The 16,261-nt window shown below is 44.3% G+C and carries 13 protein-coding genes; all 13 read left to right on the plus strand.

Features of this window, described 5'->3' with window-relative positions; translation table 11 throughout:
* The first annotated feature begins 1 nt into the window (after position 1).
* The 13 genes from AMICO_RS03645 (at position 2) to AMICO_RS03705 (ending at position 16,248) form a co-directional block, all read left to right on the plus strand.
* Complete coding sequence (locus tag AMICO_RS03645) at positions 2 to 946, plus strand: DUF1385 domain-containing protein (protein WP_013048123.1); 945 nt, start codon at positions 2 to 4, stop codon at positions 944 to 946.
* Positions 930 to 2,006, plus strand: coding sequence for a peptide chain release factor 1 (prfA, locus tag AMICO_RS03650; protein WP_013048124.1), 1,077 nt, complete (start codon positions 930 to 932; stop codon positions 2,004 to 2,006). Before AMICO_RS03645 ends, prfA begins: the two co-directional genes overlap by 17 nt.
* Positions 1,993 to 2,853 carry a peptide chain release factor N(5)-glutamine methyltransferase gene (gene prmC, locus AMICO_RS03655; RefSeq protein WP_013048125.1) on the plus strand — a complete coding sequence of 287 codons (861 nt, stop codon included), beginning with the start codon at positions 1,993 to 1,995 and terminating at the stop codon, positions 2,851 to 2,853. Before prfA ends, prmC begins: the two co-directional genes overlap by 14 nt.
* Before the next feature lie 82 nt (positions 2,854 to 2,935).
* Complete coding sequence (gene trxB, locus AMICO_RS03660; RefSeq protein WP_013048126.1) at positions 2,936 to 4,123, plus strand: thioredoxin-disulfide reductase; 1,188 nt, start codon at positions 2,936 to 2,938, stop codon at positions 4,121 to 4,123.
* 65 nt (positions 4,124 to 4,188) lie between these two features.
* Complete coding sequence (locus tag AMICO_RS03665; RefSeq protein WP_013048127.1) at positions 4,189 to 5,121, plus strand: 1-phosphofructokinase family hexose kinase; 933 nt, start codon at positions 4,189 to 4,191, stop codon at positions 5,119 to 5,121.
* Positions 5,122 to 5,135: 14 nt separating this feature from the next.
* A complete protein-coding gene (locus AMICO_RS03670) occupies positions 5,136 to 5,588 on the plus strand; it encodes a CBS domain-containing protein (RefSeq protein WP_013048128.1) in 453 nt (150 codons plus the stop codon).
* A gap of 68 nt (positions 5,589 to 5,656) precedes the next feature.
* Positions 5,657 to 6,736, plus strand: coding sequence for a M48 family metalloprotease (locus AMICO_RS03675; RefSeq protein WP_013048129.1), 1,080 nt, complete (start codon positions 5,657 to 5,659; stop codon positions 6,734 to 6,736).
* Between the two features lie 90 nt (positions 6,737 to 6,826).
* The gene (gene dnaX, locus AMICO_RS09855) at positions 6,827 to 8,491 is read left to right on the plus strand and encodes a DNA polymerase III subunit gamma/tau (protein WP_013048130.1); all 1,665 of its coding nucleotides are present in this window, start codon (positions 6,827 to 6,829) and stop codon (positions 8,489 to 8,491) included.
* Entirely contained in the window at positions 8,488 to 11,922 is a 3,435-nt protein-coding gene (gene dnaE, locus AMICO_RS03685; RefSeq protein ID WP_013048131.1) for a DNA polymerase III subunit alpha, read from the plus strand. Before dnaX ends, dnaE begins: the two co-directional genes overlap by 4 nt.
* A 38-nt stretch (positions 11,923 to 11,960) precedes the next feature.
* Positions 11,961 to 13,712, plus strand: a complete 1,752-nt coding sequence (pyk, locus tag AMICO_RS03690) for a pyruvate kinase (RefSeq protein WP_041459530.1) — start codon at positions 11,961 to 11,963, stop codon at positions 13,710 to 13,712.
* A 13-nt stretch (positions 13,713 to 13,725) separates the two neighbouring features.
* On the plus strand, positions 13,726 to 14,331 hold the full coding sequence (locus AMICO_RS03695) for an NUDIX hydrolase (protein ID WP_013048133.1): 606 nt from the start codon (positions 13,726 to 13,728) through the stop codon (positions 14,329 to 14,331).
* Positions 14,322 to 15,164, plus strand: a complete 843-nt coding sequence (locus AMICO_RS03700; RefSeq protein ID WP_013048134.1) for a deoxyribonuclease IV — start codon at positions 14,322 to 14,324, stop codon at positions 15,162 to 15,164. The genes AMICO_RS03695 and AMICO_RS03700 overlap by 10 nt, the downstream gene beginning before the upstream one ends.
* A 7-nt stretch (positions 15,165 to 15,171) precedes the next feature.
* Positions 15,172 to 16,248 carry an alanine racemase gene (locus AMICO_RS03705; protein ID WP_013048135.1) on the plus strand — a complete coding sequence of 359 codons (1,077 nt, stop codon included), beginning with the start codon at positions 15,172 to 15,174 and terminating at the stop codon, positions 16,246 to 16,248.
* Positions 16,249 to 16,261: the final 13 nt, after the last annotated feature.

Below are 16,261 nucleotides of genomic sequence, written 5' to 3' on the forward strand. Positions count from 1 at the left end.
ATTGAATTCAGACAATAAGACGGCCTGTACCTTCTCTGGGAAACGGGAGAAGCGCATGCCCGTGGGAGGACAGGCTGTTATAGAGGGCGTTCTGATGAGGGGCCCCCAAAGGTGGGGGCTTGCAGTCCGACAGCAGAACGGTGAAATAGTACGGGAACATTGGGACGCAGTTCTCAGAACTTCTTCTTTCTGGTGGAAGTGCCCAATGATACGGGGACTTGTCATTATGTTCGAAATGCTCAAGATAGGGATACGCGCTTTGAATCGCTCTGCCGAAATAGCCCTGGGGGACGAAGAAACTATTACCCCTCTCGAGTTTGCAGGATCGGTTGCTTTTGCGCTCATAGCGGTTATAGGTGTATTTGTTGCCCTTCCCGTCTGGTTGGCCCATCTTGGCGGAGAGTTCTGGAGTCTTTCTGAAACATGGAAGAATGTCTTCGAAGGCCTGTTGCGCGGCACTTTTTTTGTGTTGTATGTGGCAGGTATCGGATTATGGAAAGAGATTCGTGATGTGTTTCGGTATCATGGCGCGGAACATAAAACCATAAATGCTTTTGAAGCCGGAGTTGATATGACCCCGGAAAATGTTATGAACTATTCTCGCATCCATCCCCGTTGTGGCACGTCCTTTCTCTTGATTGTTGTGATAGTGAGTATTATAGTTTTTTCTATAGCCGGTCATGGTAGTCTGCTTTGGAAGATAATGATGAGGGTTTTGCTGCTTCCCGTAGTAGTGGGAATCTCTTATGAGATTATCCGGGCAGCATCGTCTATACAAAAGTTAGGAAGGATCATCTTGTGGCCTGCTTTGTCATTTCAATACCTGACTACGAGAGAACCGAGTATTGAACAGGTAGAAGTGGCGCTAGCTGCTTTGGAGGAAGCTTTGGACAGGCCCCTGTATGATCGTTCCGGAGGTGAGGAATACAATGAATTTGGAGAGTAAACTTGATGATTTGGAAAAGACTTTTGTAGATCTTGAAAAGCAAATGTCGGATCCTGTTGTCGCAGCTAATTTGAAAGAGATACAGCAACTTGCAAAAAAACATGCTCAAATAGAATCGGCTGTATTGAAATACAGAGAGTATAAAAAGGTAAAGAGTGACCTTGAGGAAGCCCATTCTCTTCTTCATTCGGGGGATGGGGATATGCAGGAACTTGCCAGGGAAGAGATAAAGGAAAAAGAGCCTCTTCTGGAATGCATTCGTGACGAACTTCACGTCCTTCTGCTGCCAGTGGATCCTAACGATGAAAAAAGCGTCATTATGGAAATACGGGGAGGGGCAGGGGGAGAGGAAGCCGCGCTTTTTTCTGCCAATCTTTATCGCATGTATAGTCGATTTTGTGAACGAGAGGGCTGGAGAATAGAGATCATTCAGTCAAACGAGACGGGCATCGGTGGCTTGAAGGAAGTTATTTTCAAAATAGATGGCCGCGGTGCATATAGCAAGTTGAAGTTTGAAAGCGGTGTCCACAGGGTACAGCGGGTTCCTATGACTGAAGCGGGGGGGCGTATTCATACGTCAACCTCCACTGTGGCTGTCTTGCCTGAGGTAGAAGATGTGGATGTGGATATACGTACTGAAGATCTTAAGATTGATACTTACCGTTCAAGTGGTGCTGGAGGGCAGCATGTAAATATGACGGATTCCGCAGTCCGTATTACTCACCTTCCCACAGGCATTGTTGTTACATGCCAGGATGAACGGTCGCAGATAAAGAACAGAGCGAAAGCCATGATGTATCTTCGTGCAAAGCTTTATGGCTTGGAAAAGGAAAAACAGGCGGAAGAGCAGGCAGAAGAGAGGCGAGGCCAGATTGGTTCCGGAGATCGCTCAGAACGGATCAGAACCTATAATTATCCTCAGAATAGAATAACAGATCATCGTATTGGCTTAACTCTCTATAAACTTGACCAATATCTTGACGGGGATTTATATGAAATGATCGATGCCATGACTATGGCGGATCAGACGGAGCGATTACAGAAGCTTGGGAACGAATAGGGAAACTCTTTACCAAGCAAAAAAAAGAACTGTTCAGGCTTTGGCAAGAGCGGGTATAGAGAGGGCGGAGAGCGAAACAGAGTGGTTTCTTTGTTCTTTGAAGGAAATATCCCGATCCCGTTTCTTGCTTATAGCTTCTGAAGTGTATCTTACAGAGGAAGAGGTCATTTCTCTGAACCAAATGGTACAACGCAGAATCTCTGGCGAGCCTTTGCAATATATTATTGGATATGAGAGTTTTTGGGGCAGGGACTTCCTAGTAGGGCCAGGTTGTCTGATTCCTCGTCCCGAAACGGAACTCGTTGTGGAAGAGGCTCTTCGGTACTTTGTCAAAGGCTCTTTTCTTGATTGGGGAACGGGGAGTGGCTGCATTGCCGCCACTATCCTTGCAGAAAGACCTCTTTCAAGAGGGGTAGCAATAGAGGTTTCTCCTCAGGCTATAGAATGGGCATGGAAAAACCTGAGAAGATATAATTTGCTTCATCGTTGTTTGCTATGGCATTCTAGAGAAATGAGTGACATTCCAGTTCCTTCTCAGAGCCTAGACCTTATTATTAGCAACCCACCTTACATCCCCACTGCTGCGATTGGAAGACTAATGAAAGAGGTTGCTGGATATGAGCCCTATGTGGCCCTTGATGGCGGAGAGGATGGACTGCTTTACTATAAGGAGCTTCTTCATGTTGCTCCCATCTGGCTCAAACCAGGAGGGATGTTGGTTGTAGAATTAGGAGACAGCACTCAAGGAGAAGTTCTTGCAAATTACAACGCTTTAGGGCTACGATTAATGAAGCTGGCGAAGGATTTTCAAGGTATATATCGCATCGCAGTTTGGTGTCGTGTATAATGGCGCAGATGATCTTTTCGATCACCTATATATATTATTCTGTATTAGATAAAGCTTCAAAGGACGAGGAGGAGATGTTTGAATGGAAAAGAGAGAGCTCGTGATCATCGGGGCTGGCCCTGCCGGTCTGACATCAGCTATATATGGTCGCAGAGCAGGACTCGACGTGCTTCTTATTGAGAAAGGTGTTCCCGGCGGTCAGATAAATATTACTGCCGAGATAGAGAATTGGCCAGGAGTGGCCCATGCCTCTGGCCAAGAACTTGGTGATATGTTCCGAGTGCATGCAGAGAAGTTCAATACAGAATTTCGTGACGCTGATGTTAAGAAAATTGAGCTTCGCGACGGCAGCAAAGTAGTAGTAACAGACAAGGGAGAAATAGAAGCCGAAGCGATTATTCTTGCTACAGGCGCTTATTTCAGGAAGCTTGGCTGCGAAGGAGAGGTAGAACATATTGGCGGCGGCGTGAGCTATTGCGCAGTTTGTGATGGGGCTTTCTTCGAAGATCAGGTAATCGCTGTTGTTGGCGGCGGGAACACGGCTGTTGAAGAAGCCTGCTACCTTACAAATTTCGCTTCCAAGGTGTATATTATTCATCGTCGTGATGCTTTTAGAGCTGACAGAGCTGCCACTGAAAGGACACTTTCAAATCCGAAGATTGAACCCATCTGGAATAGCGTTGTCGAAAAAATCGAAGGCGATGGTATGGTAGAAAATCTTGTTTTGAAGAACGTTAAAACAGGAGAGGTTTCTGATCTGCCTGTAGCTGGTGTCTTTGTTTTTGTCGGACAGGCTCCTCATGATGAATGCATCCGCGGTCTTGTAGAGGCTAAAAAAGGCGGCTGGATAGTGACTAACGATGATATGGAAACATCAGTTGAAGGTGTTTTTGCCGCTGGTGATGTGCGCGACAAGAACCTTCGCCAGGTAGTGACAGCCGCAAGTGATGGCGCCATAGCAGCTATGGCAGCATCTGCCTATATAAATGAACAGGTTCATCTTCGCTCCACCCTTTTGGATCCTGAGAGAGTGGTGGCCTTCTTCTATTCCAGCATTGTTGAATCCCAGGTAAGGCTTTCCAATGCCGTGGAAGAGATGAGCAAGGAAACAGGGGAAAAGGTTGCTATCATTGATGGTTACCGCAACGCACGTATGGTTGAAAAACTTGAATTGGGTGAGATGCCAGTTGTTGTGGAGCTTAAGAAAGGTGTAGTTGCTTCTAAAAAAACAGTAGCTACTGCTTCTGAACTTTCCGAATTTCTTAAATAGAGTAGGGCTCATTCAGGGAAGGTGGGATAATCCTACCTTCCCTTTACTCATGGAGGTGGAGATTGATGATAGTAACGGTAACCTTGAATCCCGCTGTCGATGAGGAATTTTTAGTGCCGGAGTTCCAGCCAGGTGGGTGGTTCCGCTCAAAGAATGCGATCCGTACTCCTGGCGGCAAGGGGATAAATGTCTCCATGATGTTAGCCCAGTTAGGTTATGAATCAGCTGCTATGGGATTTCTTGCAGGTTTTAATGGGGCCTATATTCGTGATGTCCTACGCAAAGATAGAATTACAACAAATTTTATCCATGTAAAGGGTGAAACGCGAACAAACGTTTATATCGTAGACGAGTCAGGACATATTGAAACAGGGCTTTCCGAGCCTGGTCCCTATATCTCTGAAGAAGCCTATAATCGCTTCCTTCGCAATTATCAAAGAATGCTGCAACGCACCAGATTACTTATTTTAGGTGGTTCTCTCCCTCCTGGTATTCCCCAAGATATTTACGGAGAACTTATTCGAATGGCAAAGGAATATAACATTCCGACAATTGTTGACGCTGCCGGACTGCCCCTTCAGTCTGCGCTTGAAGCTGGCCCTACCATCGCCAAAATAGATCATCGTTTTATGTCGCGAATATCTGGAATATCGTTAACTTCTCTTGATAATATTATTGAAGTCGTTTCAAAACTCCACGACCAGGGCGTGGAATGGGCTACTACTTCATACCACATATACGGAGACGTTTTTTTCACCCCTAAAGGTATTTATTTAGCTCTCGCCGAACGGCGGTCGGTTGTTTCCTTATTCGCAGCAGCAGATGCTCTTATTACGGGTCTCATTGTTGGGGGAGAAGAGGGAATGGACGTAGAGGACCGAATCAGGTTTGCTATGGCATGTGCATGGGAAGATTCCATGCATGTTGAGAAAGGATTCTCAAGTCGCAAAGCGATAGAAGCTCTAATGCCGCGTGTGCAGCTGGAGCGTTTCGATTAAAAGGGGACTCGAAAATGCGAATAGGGGATTTGATGGACCGGGATTTGACGTCTGTAACGGAAAATACGCCTTTGAAAGAAGCGATTGAAATGCTTTCTCAACATAATCTTACAGGTCTTCCAGTTGTCGATGAAATGGGTTTTCTTGTTGGCTTTATCAGCGAGAAGGATATAATAAAAGCGTCTTTACCTAGCTATTGCGAGTATCTGGAGAAGGGAGCAGCTTTTATTCCGGACTTTGATCAGCTTTCTGAAAAACTTCGTAAAAAGGGTATGGAACCTGTAGGGAAATACATGACGCGAAAGGTAATTTATTTTTCAGAAGAAGACTCCGATCTTCATGCGGCATTATCATTAATTCAGCAAGGATTAAAAATGGCACCAGTAGTGAGAGAAGATGGTGTTTTTGTGGGTATAGTGAGCCGAGCGCACCTTATCGAACACATTATGTGTGACGAAGACGAATGATTTTTCATGCTTGGTTATACAAAAAGCCCTATTTTCTCCCCTAAAGATTTTTGTAAGGGCGGTTTTATATGAAAAAAAGAATGAGTGTAGTAGCGCTGGTTTTGCTGTTTATTTTGTTTTCTTGCTTTTATGCCAGAGCGGAAGATGAGATGCAGCGGGAAATTAAGTTTGGCAAAGAGGTTTCAGAAGAGATAGAGCAGCATTGGGAACGAGTCTCCGACCCTGTAAAAATTGCTCATCTTTCTATGATCTGCGAAAAAATTAAGCCCCACATGACTCGCACCCTCCCCTTTGAAATTCGGATTATCCAGGAAAAATCTCTGAATGCTTTCAGTTTGCCTGGTGGCATTATATATATGACGACGGGAATTTTAGATTTTCTTCATAGTGATGCTGAAATAGGGGCTATTATTGCCCATGAAATGATCCATGCTGATAGAAAACATGTTATGCTTCAGATGGCTCAATCCCAACGCATCTCTATTTTTGCGCTGGCTCTCATTCTGGCAAGTGGGGGGAAAGCCGCACCTGCTTTTTTGACTAGCATGGCACAAATAGCCATTACAAACGCATATAGTAAGGATTTAGAAAAGGAAGCAGATGTTGAAGGGCTTTATGCGCTGCAGAAAGCGGGATACCCGCCTGCAGCCGCGTTGACTGTCATGGAGGGGTTGGCAGAAGAGCAATTACGCCATCCTTATGTGGATCCGGGGATATTTATGGATCACCCTTACGTTAAGGAGCGAGTAGCCTACCTTTCAAAAATAATTCGTGAGAATAATTGGCCCATTGAAAGGAAAAAAGTTCTTCATATGCTGGTTGTTGATGTGGCAACAGAAGAAAGATCAACAACTCTTTTGGTGGATGGAGTTAAAGTCTGGTCTGGCCCTGATGAAAGTGATGTAAGAAAACTCTTCCTTTCTATAAAAGAGAAGCTGGATAGGGATTACCAAATGGAATTGGCTCCCTATGAAATAGAGGTTATAGAGCTTTTTGATAATAAAAAAGGGATCCGAGTCGGGCCAACCCTTCTTGTTTCAGAACCTTTACCAGGAGGAGTAGACCCCCTTATTTTTCTCCGAACCGGTTTAGTGGAAAGATTACATCAGGCAAAAGCATCTCATCCTATGGCCGACTATCTACATTAAAGTAAATGAGGCTTTCTAAATTTTCATTTCTATAAAGATGATAGAATATCATACGGAATACTTGAATGCCCTCGAAAGGGGAGCTTATATATGACAGTGTCTCTTTACCGTCGATATCGACCTGCGCAGTTTAAACAAATAGTGGCCCAGGATGCAGCTGTACAGGTTATTACGAAAGCTTTGGAAGAAAAACGGGTAAGTCATGCCTATTTATTTTCTGGTCCTCGCGGGTGTGGGAAAACTACTTTAGCCCGTCTTCTCGCCAAATCGTTGAACTGTACAGGCCAGAAACAAAGCGTAGAACCCTGCAACGATTGTCCTAATTGTCTTGCTATCAACGGAGGAGAAAGCCTTGACGTTATAGAAATAGACGGGGCATCGAATAATAGCGTAGATGAAGTACGGGAACTTAAAGCCCATGTTTCTCTGTCTGCTTTTTCATCTTTATACAAAGTCTATATAATTGATGAAGTTCATATGCTTTCTCTTTCTGCTTTCAATGCATTACTGAAAACCCTTGAGGAGCCTCCATCCCACGTTGTCTTTATTTTGGCGACAACGGAACCTCATAAGGTGCCGGTAACCATTCGCTCTCGTTGTCAGCACATTCCTTTCAGGAAAATTGATGTTCAGAATATTGTAAAAAGCCTATCTATGGTTGCCCATAACGAGAACAGGAATGCGGAGGAAGAAGCTCTTTGGGAAATAGCCAGACAGGCTGATGGAGCAATGAGAGATGCCTTATCTCTTTTAGAACAGGTTATGGCCTTGGCGGAACAAGAACTCAGGCTGGTAGATGTTAGCCGTCTTTTAGGTGGAGGAAGTCGGCCTGAACTTGAGCGTTGGGTTTCTCGTGTGCGTTCTGGTGATATCTCTGTATTTTCAGAGTTACAGGAAATGTTCCAACGGGGAGCTTCCCCGCAAAAGGTTGTTGAAGATCTTTTTGTTATATTTAGGGATCTTTGGATTGTGGCTTCATGGGGTGGGGGCGCTTTGCAGTTCATAGAGGGTTCCTCTAAAGAAAAAATTTTTTTAGAGCAGGAGTCTAAGGATTGGAATCCAGATCATCTATTGAAGATTATGGATTTCTGTGCCCAAATCCTTCCCCAAGTGCGCATGGGGATGAGATCAGATGTTCTCTCAGGACTCTTTCTTAATAAATTAATAGAACATGGCAGTCTGGTTACCAAAGAGCTGGAGAAAACTCGGGAACCTCACTCCCTGCCGCCAGAGGACCACCCTGCCTTTAAAGAAAAATGGGGAAAAGTGCTTGCAAGCCTCCTTTATGGAGAAATCCACATTTATTGTGCGTTGCTCCACGCCTCTGTGTTTCTCGAAAAAAACGTGCTTTCTCTGAAGTTCCCCGATTATTGCAATTATTCCATGGAGCTAGTTTCCATCGAAAGGAACTCCTTTGTATTGCAACAAAAGATCAAAGAGATTTTTGAGGGAGAACTGACGTTACGTATTATCTGTGGTGATAAAACGACGGAGTGTGATCTTTCTCAATCTCCTCTTTTAGCAGAAATTGAAGAGGCGATAGTTGAAATACAAGATGAGCCTACATCGAGTCTCCCTTTTGATGATCTTCCTCCTACTGCGGAAATCAGACCCGAGTTTGGGAATGAACAAGAGGATGATGAAACGGTTTTTTCAGGCCTGGTTGATACTGTTCTCCGGTGGGGAGGGGGAGAAGTTCTTCTCCACAAGAAGGACAACGTAGAAGAATTAGATGGAGGAATTACAGAAGAATGACCACTCGTCCTTTCGTACACTTACATGTTCATAGTGAGTATAGCCTTCTCGATGGAGCCATTCGCTGTGGAGAATTGGCTGAGAGGGTTGCTTCCTGGGGCATGCCAGCAGTGGCTCTTACCGATCATGGGGCAATGTATGGCGCTATAGAGTTTTATGATAGATGCCTTGCAGCAGGCATTAAACCTATTGTAGGTTGTGAAGTCTATGTTGATCCAGAAGGACACACATCTAGAGAAAAAAAGGGGAGAAATTTTCACCTTCTCCTTTTGGCTGAGAACCAGCAAGGATATAACAATTTAATTAAGCTCGTTTCTATTGCCAATACAGATGGTTTTTATTATAGACCACGAATAGATTACGATCTTCTTACTCAGTATAGTCAGGGGATCATTGCTTCGTCTGCTTGTCTTGCGGGAGAAATTCCATCGCTGATCCTTCAGGGTAAAGAGAATGATGCCTTGGCAAAGGCGCATATGTATCGGGACATTATGGGGGAAGACAATTTTTTTCTAGAGATTATGTACAATGCCATACCTGAACAGGCTGTGGTCAATAGGTCCCTCGTCCAAATGGCAAGAAAAAACAATTTTAATCTTGTTGCCACCAATGATGCTCATTACTTGAATAAAGAAGACTACGACTGGCATGAAATACTTCTATGCGTTCAGACTGGGGCGACCATAAACGACCCCGATCGAATGTCTTTTTCAACAAATGATTTTTATCTTCGGTCTCCTGAAGAGATGGACAGTCTCTTTGGAGCTGAATTACCGGATGCTCTTGATAACACCCTCGCTATAGCAGAGCGTTGTTCTCTGAAATTTGACCTCGGTACGAGAGATTATAAACTCCCAAGCTTTGACCTTCCAGAAGGTGAAACTCTTGAGTCGAATCTTGAAAAAGAAGCAATGGCAGGTCTTAAACAGCGTCTTCATAAGGATAATGTGCCAGAGGAATATAAAAAACGCCTTGATTACGAGCTGAAGGTTATTAAAAAAATGGGGTTTGCGGGATACTTTCTTATCGTGGCCAGCATTATAAGAGCAGCGAAGGATCGAGATATTCCAATTGGTCCGGGAAGAGGTTCTGCCGCTGGATCTCTTGTTGCATATAGCTTAAGGATTACTGAACTGGACCCTCTGAAATACAATCTTCTTTTTGAACGTTTCCTTAATCCAGAGCGTGTCAGTATGCCTGATATAGATACGGATGTTTCTGATAAGGGGAGGGAAGAGCTTCTTCAATACATTGCTGAAAAATATGGTGTAGATAGAGTTGCACAGATAATAACCTTTGATCGAATGAAAAGCAAAGCAGCTATTAGAGATGTGGGAAGAGCATTGGGGATGCCCTACAGTGATGTGGATGTTGTTGCTAAGCTTATTCCAGATGGAGCAAGGTCAATCCCGGAGGCTCTGGATCAAAGCGAGGACCTTCGCAACCTCACCCATAAAGACTTGGCGGTAAGTCGGCTTCTTGACAGCGCTTCTAAGATAGAGGGCCTTGCCCGCCACTGTTCTCAGCATGCAGCAGGCGTGGTTATTACCCCTATGCCAATTACAGATCTGGTGCCAGTGCGAAGGATTGGGGAAAACCAGATTGTGACACAGTTTCCCATGGAGCCTCTGGAGAAGCTGGGACTTGTAAAGATGGATTTCTTGGGTCTGAAGACGCTGTCTGTTTTGGAAGAGGCTATAAACAATATCAAGTTAAATGGCAAAACGCCGCCAGACCTTAATAAAATTCCCCTTAATGACAATTTGACCTATGAAATGTTACAAAGGGGAAACACACTCGGTGTTTTCCAGCTTGAATCCACAGGAATGCGACAATTGCTTCGTAAGATAAAACCGGATTGTTTTGAGGATCTCATTGCCGTCCTTGCTCTGTATCGGCCAGGTCCTTTGGGCAGTGGGATGGTTGATCAGTATATTGAGCGCAAACATGGACGGGCTGTAGTTGAGTATCTCCACCCTGAGCTGTCAGAAGTATTGAAAGAAACCTATGGGGTTATCCTTTATCAGGAACAAGTAATGCAAAGTGCGGCCTGTCTAGCTGGATATTCCCTAGGAGAGGCCGATCTATTGCGTCGAGCCATGGGGAAAAAGAAAGTGGAAGTAATGCAGCAGCAGCGAAAGATGTTCGCTGATGGTTGTGCCCAACATAACGTTCCGGCTCGAAAAGCAGAAGAAATCTTTGATATCATCCAGGAATTTGCAGGGTATGGTTTTAACAAGTCCCATAGTGCAGCTTACGCTTTGATCAGTTATCAGACAGCCTATTTGAAAGCAAACTTTCAGCCAGAATTCATGGCTGCCTATCTAACAAGTCAAATAGGTTCAAAAAAAGATGTAATGGCTCGCTATATTCGCGAAGTAAGAAATTCTGGCATAGAGGTTTTGCCCCCAGATGTCAACTCTTCCATGGAGTCTTTTGCCGCAGTAGACGAAGTAGTTCGGTTCGGATTGGGAGCCGTTGCGAAGGCAGGTCACGGGGCAGTAGAAGCTATTATTGCGGCACGGGAATGTGGCGGTGAATTTTCTTCGCTATGGAACTTTTTATGTCGTGTTGATTTGAGGGTTGTAAACAAATCTGTAATAGAAAATCTTATTAAAGCAGGAGCCTTTGATGGCCTTAACTCGAATAGACGCCAGCTTATTTCAGCTCTTCCTGATTTTGTGGCTTTAGCTCAGAGGAAGGGCGAGGAGAAAAACCAATGTTCCCTCCTAAGTCTTTTAGATGAAGATTCTGAGAGTGGGGATCTTGAACCGGAACTTCCTGATATAGAAGATTATGCTATTTATGAACGTCTCGACATGGAAAAAGAAGTGGTGGGGCTATATATTAGCGGCCATCCCTTTACTCAGCATGAAACGCTGGTCAGTAGATATAGTACATGCAGCATCTCCAATCTTAAATACTGGAGGAGCAGAAATCTTTTTCCTCAGATAGGCGGAATGATTCTTTCCGTCCATGAAAAATATACAAAACGGGGAGATCCCATGGGAATCCTTGAGGTGGAAGATGCAGAGTCAAAACTGGAGGTTATATGCTTTCCTAAGATTTGGTCTTCTATAAAAGACCAGATAGAGCCAGGGGAGATCTGCATTATTCGTGGGACTCTTGATGAAAGAGGGTCAGGGAACATCATAGCAAAGGAGATTGTTTCTTTCCAGGCCATACAGGGAAAAATGCCACCTTTTGTTAAGATAGTTCTCGATGGAACGTTATTGCAACCGAATTCAATGAAAAATTTTATACGCTCTTTGAAGGACTTTCCTGGACGTTCTCAGGTGTTGTTAGAGATTCGAAATGGAGTAGGAAGCGTAGTAATCCTTCTTTCAGGGATAAAGGTAGATGGGCCTACGATTAAATCTAAGGGTTTAGCTCCAGCGCTTCCTGAAGAAGCTTATGAGGTTTTTTGTTGAGTGACCATATAGCTTATGTGATGGAAGGGGTCATAAAAATGAAGAAAGTGAAAATAGTCTGTACTATTGGCCCAGCTTGTTCTACATATGAAATGCTTTGTTCCATGGCTGAAGCTGGCATGAATGTCGCCCGCTTTAATTTTAGTCACGGAGCATACGAAGAACACAAAGCTCGTCTTGATCTTGTCAGAAAAGCTGAAAAAGAAATAGGCAAGCCCATAGCGACCCTTCTTGATACGAAAGGACCGGAAATCCGTACCGGAACCTTAAAAGAAGGATTTATTGTGCTGATAAAAGACCAGAAGATTATTCTAACAACAAGGGACGTAGTGGGAGATTCTAAAGAGGTATATGTTAATTACCCCAGTCTTCCTTCAGAAGTAAATGTAGGGCAGGATATATACATTGATGATGGCACCCTGCATCTCAAAGTAACTAGTGTAGAGGGACTTGATGTTTTTTGTCAGGTCGTTGTAGGCGGAGAACTGGGTGAAAGGAAGGGCGTCAATATTCCGGGAGCTTCTATCTCTCTTCCCGCACTTTCAGAAAAAGATCATAAGGATATTTGCTGGGGTCTTGAAAACGAAATGGATTATATAGCAGTATCCTTTGTCAAAAATCAAAAGGATATTATGGAAGTACGGAAGATAATAGAAGATGCGGGCGGCGCCATGAAGATTATCGCAAAGATTGAAACTCGCCAGGCCGTTAATGCCATATTGGAAATTCTTGAAGTGGTGGATGGGGTTATGATTGCCAGGGGCGATCTAGGTGTAGAGATCCCAACAGAAGAAGTTCCCCTTGTTCAAAAAGAGATTATTGACCTTTGCCGCTCAAAAGGCAAAGCTGTGATCGTTGCTACTCAGATGCTTGATTCCATGATTAGGAATCCTCGTCCAACGAGAGCAGAGGCCAGTGATGTGGCGAATGCAGTACTTGATGGAACTGATGCTGTAATGCTTTCTGGTGAAACAGCAAAGGGGGCATACCCCCTGCGTGCCGTTGAAACTATGCAGCGTATTGTTGCTCGAGTAGAGAAAGAACTTGAACTCTGGCAACATCCCCTTCATCGAAAACAATTAAGCACGGGCATCCCAGATGCTGTAAGCGGGGCATCCGTGGCAGTTGCTCGTGAAATGGGGGCGGCAGCTATTGTGTCATTAACAAGGAGCGGCAGCACTGCCCAGATGGTGAGCAAACATCGTCCGCCATGTCTGATCATAGGAGCTACACCAGTTGTTCGTACTTGGAGAGAGCTTTCTCTCTATTGGGGTGTAGAACCTCTCTTAGTTGAGAATATTAAAGATCAGGATGAAGCAGTGGCAAATGCCTTTACGGCAAGCTTCAAAAAAGGACTTCTCAAGGAAGGGGATCTCGTTGTAGTAACAGCAGGGGTCCCTATGGGCATTCCTGGAACGACGAATATGCTACAGGTTCATACAGTAGGCAAAATTCTAGTGAAAGGCCTTTCCCTCTTGAAGAAAGAAGCATTTGGTGTTATTAAAACGGCTCGTACCGCAGAAGAGGCCCTTGGTAAAATGGAAGAGGGAGATATTCTAGTTGTTTCAGAAACAGACAGGGACTTCTTACCTGCTATGAGAAAGGCTGTTGCTATTATTACGGAACATGGCGGGCTAACAAGTCATGCAGCTATAGTTGCTTTAGAACTTGGAATTCCTTGTGTTGTAAGCGCTAATAACGCTCTTTCTATTTTGCATGATGGCATGTCTGTTACTGTAGATGGCTTCCGTGGAGTAATATACGCTGGGAGTGTTCATTTAAGAGCGTGAGGAGCTGTGTTGTATGAGTATGAACAATGTAACCGTGCGAAACTGTAATATACCGTCATCCTTCCCTTCATGGGAAACAGTAGCCCCTTCGGGGAAAGGACGATTGAGTGCTGTCCTTATCCCACTTTTCAAGACAGGGAAAAAACTTGAAATTCTTTTCTTGGAGCGCCAGTTAAATTTGAAGCATCATGGTGGTGAAATGTGTTTCCCCGGCGGTGAGAGAGAACGCTATGACAAAGGGCCCCTCGAAACTGCTTTAAGAGAAACTGAAGAAGAGATAGGCCTTAAACGGGAAAACATAAGGCCTCTATATCTCTTAGATCCTCATCGAGCCATATCGAGTGGTTTTACAGTCTATCCCGTAGTAGGAATTATTGTTGACGAGTCTTTAAGCTCCAGTTTGCTGATCGAGCCAAAGGAAGTGGCCAGTACGGCGTTTATGAGTCTGGATGATATACCTGAGGTGCCTCGTTCTTACAGGTTAGAGCATGGTGGCAATGTGACCGAAACCCCCTGTTATGATCTTCCGAACGGAAAGGTCGTCTGGGGAGTAACAGCTTATATCTTACGTTACTTCATCACTATGGTTCGTAAAGGAGAAATTAATTTATGCCTCTGATTGGCGCCCATATTTCTATTGCCGGCGGTCTGGAGAAAGCTATAGAGCGAGGAGAAGAGCTTGAATGTGAAGCTATACAGATGTTTAGCAAAAATCAGATTCAATGGCATTGTGCCCCTATTTCTATGGCTCGCGCGGAGAGGTTTCTTTACGCATGGCGTAATAGTTCTATTCGTAAAGTTGTGGTCCATGCTTCCTATCTTATAAATCTGGCTTCTCCTGATGATATGCGAAAAAAAAGCATAGTAGCCCTTATTGAGGAAATTGAGCGCTGTGATATGCTTGGAATTGATGACCTTGTAGTTCATCCAGGTTCTTCTCGTGGCCGTCCCAGAGAAGAAGGGGTGGAAAAGCTAATAGATAGTTTGCAGCAGGTTTTGGATAAAACTTCAAATATGAGAGTGCGTATCCTACTTGAAACTATGGCGGGACAAGGCAGTGTCCTTGGGAGTTCTCTTGTCGAAATGAAATCCATACTCCATAACTTCCCAAAGAATGAAAGGGTCGGAGTATGTCTTGATACGTGCCATCTCTTTGCTTCTGGATATGAATTACGGTCTCTTGAGGCATATGAGCGCTTTGTAGCATCTGTTCTGGATAAGATAGGGCTTGAAAGAATCGGCTGTTGGCATTTAAATGATAGCGTCTATGGCCGCAACAGCCATCTTGATAAACACCAGCACATAGGAGAAGGAGATTTAGGATTGTTGCCTTTTTCTTTTATAGTGAATGACCAGCGGTGGAATGCAGTTCCGGCACTTTTAGAAACTCCACAGGGTGGTTGCGGGAATAAAGGCAATTTAGCTATACTTCGCAAGCTAAGAGGAGGATAACAAAGACATGGGCATTTACCCTCGTCTTATAGTCTTCTGCGACAAAATAGCTTACAATGCAGCGCAAATTGTTTCATTATGCAGGCAGTGGAATATTGGAGTATATGGTGTGGCAAAGGGAGCCTGTGCCCAGGGAGACATTGTCCATGTGATGGTTGAAAGCGGTTGTGAAGGTATTGCTGACAGCCGAATAAAGAATTTATACCGATTAAAAAAGGAAATGCGTCTTTCCGTTCCTGTTATGATGCTTCGCCCGCCCATGATGAGCGAAATTCCTGAAGTAGTGGAGTATGGAGATTCCTCTGTGGTGTCTATGTCCGAAACAATTCGTGCTCTTGACCATGAAAGTGTTTTTCAAAAGAAAGATCATCTCGTTTTGCTTATGATAGATCTTGGAGATTTAAGAGAAGGCATTTGGCCTGATGAGCTAGAGCAAATCGGCAAGATTCTAAAGGGATGTCAACGCGTGAGATGCATGGGAGTGGGTGTGAATTTTGGCTGCTTTGGCGGCGTCCGCCCTTCCATGGAAAAACTAGAGGAACTGGGTGTTCTCGAAAAAGAACTGGAGAGCCTTTTAGGTTACCCTTTAAAAGTCTGTTCAGGAGGGAGCACGTCCTCTCTGGCCCTTATTGAAGATGGCACTATGCCGTCTAATGTAAATGCATTGCGTATTGGCGAGGCCATATTGCTGGGAACAGATTCTTCCGGCGGAAGGCCTCTGCCTTTTTTAAAACAACAAACAGTGATTCTTGAGACAGAGATCATAGAAGTTAAAAGAAAACCAAGTTTCCCCCTGGGAGAAATAGCAGCAGATGCTTTTGGAAATATCCCCTCTTTTGTTGACCGAGGAGTGCGGTTGAGAGCTATTTCAGCTATAGGAAAACAGGATGCCAGAATAGAAGGACTTTCTCCTCTTGAAGAGGGCATCGAAATTTTAGGCGCTTCTAGCGATCATATGGTGCTGGATGCAGAGAAATATGGCAGAACATTACATGTGGGCGATAAGGTGCATTTCTCAGTCAAATATAGTGCTTTGCTTGCTTTGACAACGTCTCCGTATGTTTCTATCCATGTTATAAAGTAAAATAGCGTGGGAG

Source organism: Aminobacterium colombiense DSM 12261, from assembly GCF_000025885.1.
Taxonomy (GTDB): domain Bacteria; phylum Synergistota; class Synergistia; order Synergistales; family Aminobacteriaceae; genus Aminobacterium; species Aminobacterium colombiense.

Bases quoted from the DNA above. Each gene is read 5' to 3' on its own strand.
- trxB (WP_013048126.1), top strand. From the start codon at position 2,936: ATGGAAAAGAGAGAGCTCGTGATCATCGGGGCTGGCCCTGCCGGTCTG.
- AMICO_RS03675 (WP_013048129.1), top strand. From the start codon at position 5,657: ATGAAAAAAAGAATGAGTGTAGTAGCGCTGGTTTTGCTGTTTATTTTG.
- AMICO_RS03705 (WP_013048135.1), top strand. From the start codon at position 15,172: ATGGGCATTTACCCTCGTCTTATAGTCTTCTGCGACAAAATAGCTTAC.
- AMICO_RS03665 (WP_013048127.1), top strand. From the start codon at position 4,189: ATGATAGTAACGGTAACCTTGAATCCCGCTGTCGATGAGGAATTTTTA.
- dnaX (WP_013048130.1), top strand. From the start codon at position 6,827: ATGACAGTGTCTCTTTACCGTCGATATCGACCTGCGCAGTTTAAACAA.
- AMICO_RS03700 (WP_013048134.1), top strand. From the start codon at position 14,322: ATGCCTCTGATTGGCGCCCATATTTCTATTGCCGGCGGTCTGGAGAAA.
- dnaE (WP_013048131.1), top strand. From the start codon at position 8,488: ATGACCACTCGTCCTTTCGTACACTTACATGTTCATAGTGAGTATAGC.
- pyk (WP_041459530.1), top strand. From the start codon at position 11,961: ATGAAGAAAGTGAAAATAGTCTGTACTATTGGCCCAGCTTGTTCTACA.
- AMICO_RS03670 (WP_013048128.1), top strand. From the start codon at position 5,136: ATGCGAATAGGGGATTTGATGGACCGGGATTTGACGTCTGTAACGGAA.
- prfA (WP_013048124.1), top strand. From the start codon at position 930: ATGAATTTGGAGAGTAAACTTGATGATTTGGAAAAGACTTTTGTAGAT.
- AMICO_RS03695 (WP_013048133.1), top strand. From the start codon at position 13,726: ATGAGTATGAACAATGTAACCGTGCGAAACTGTAATATACCGTCATCC.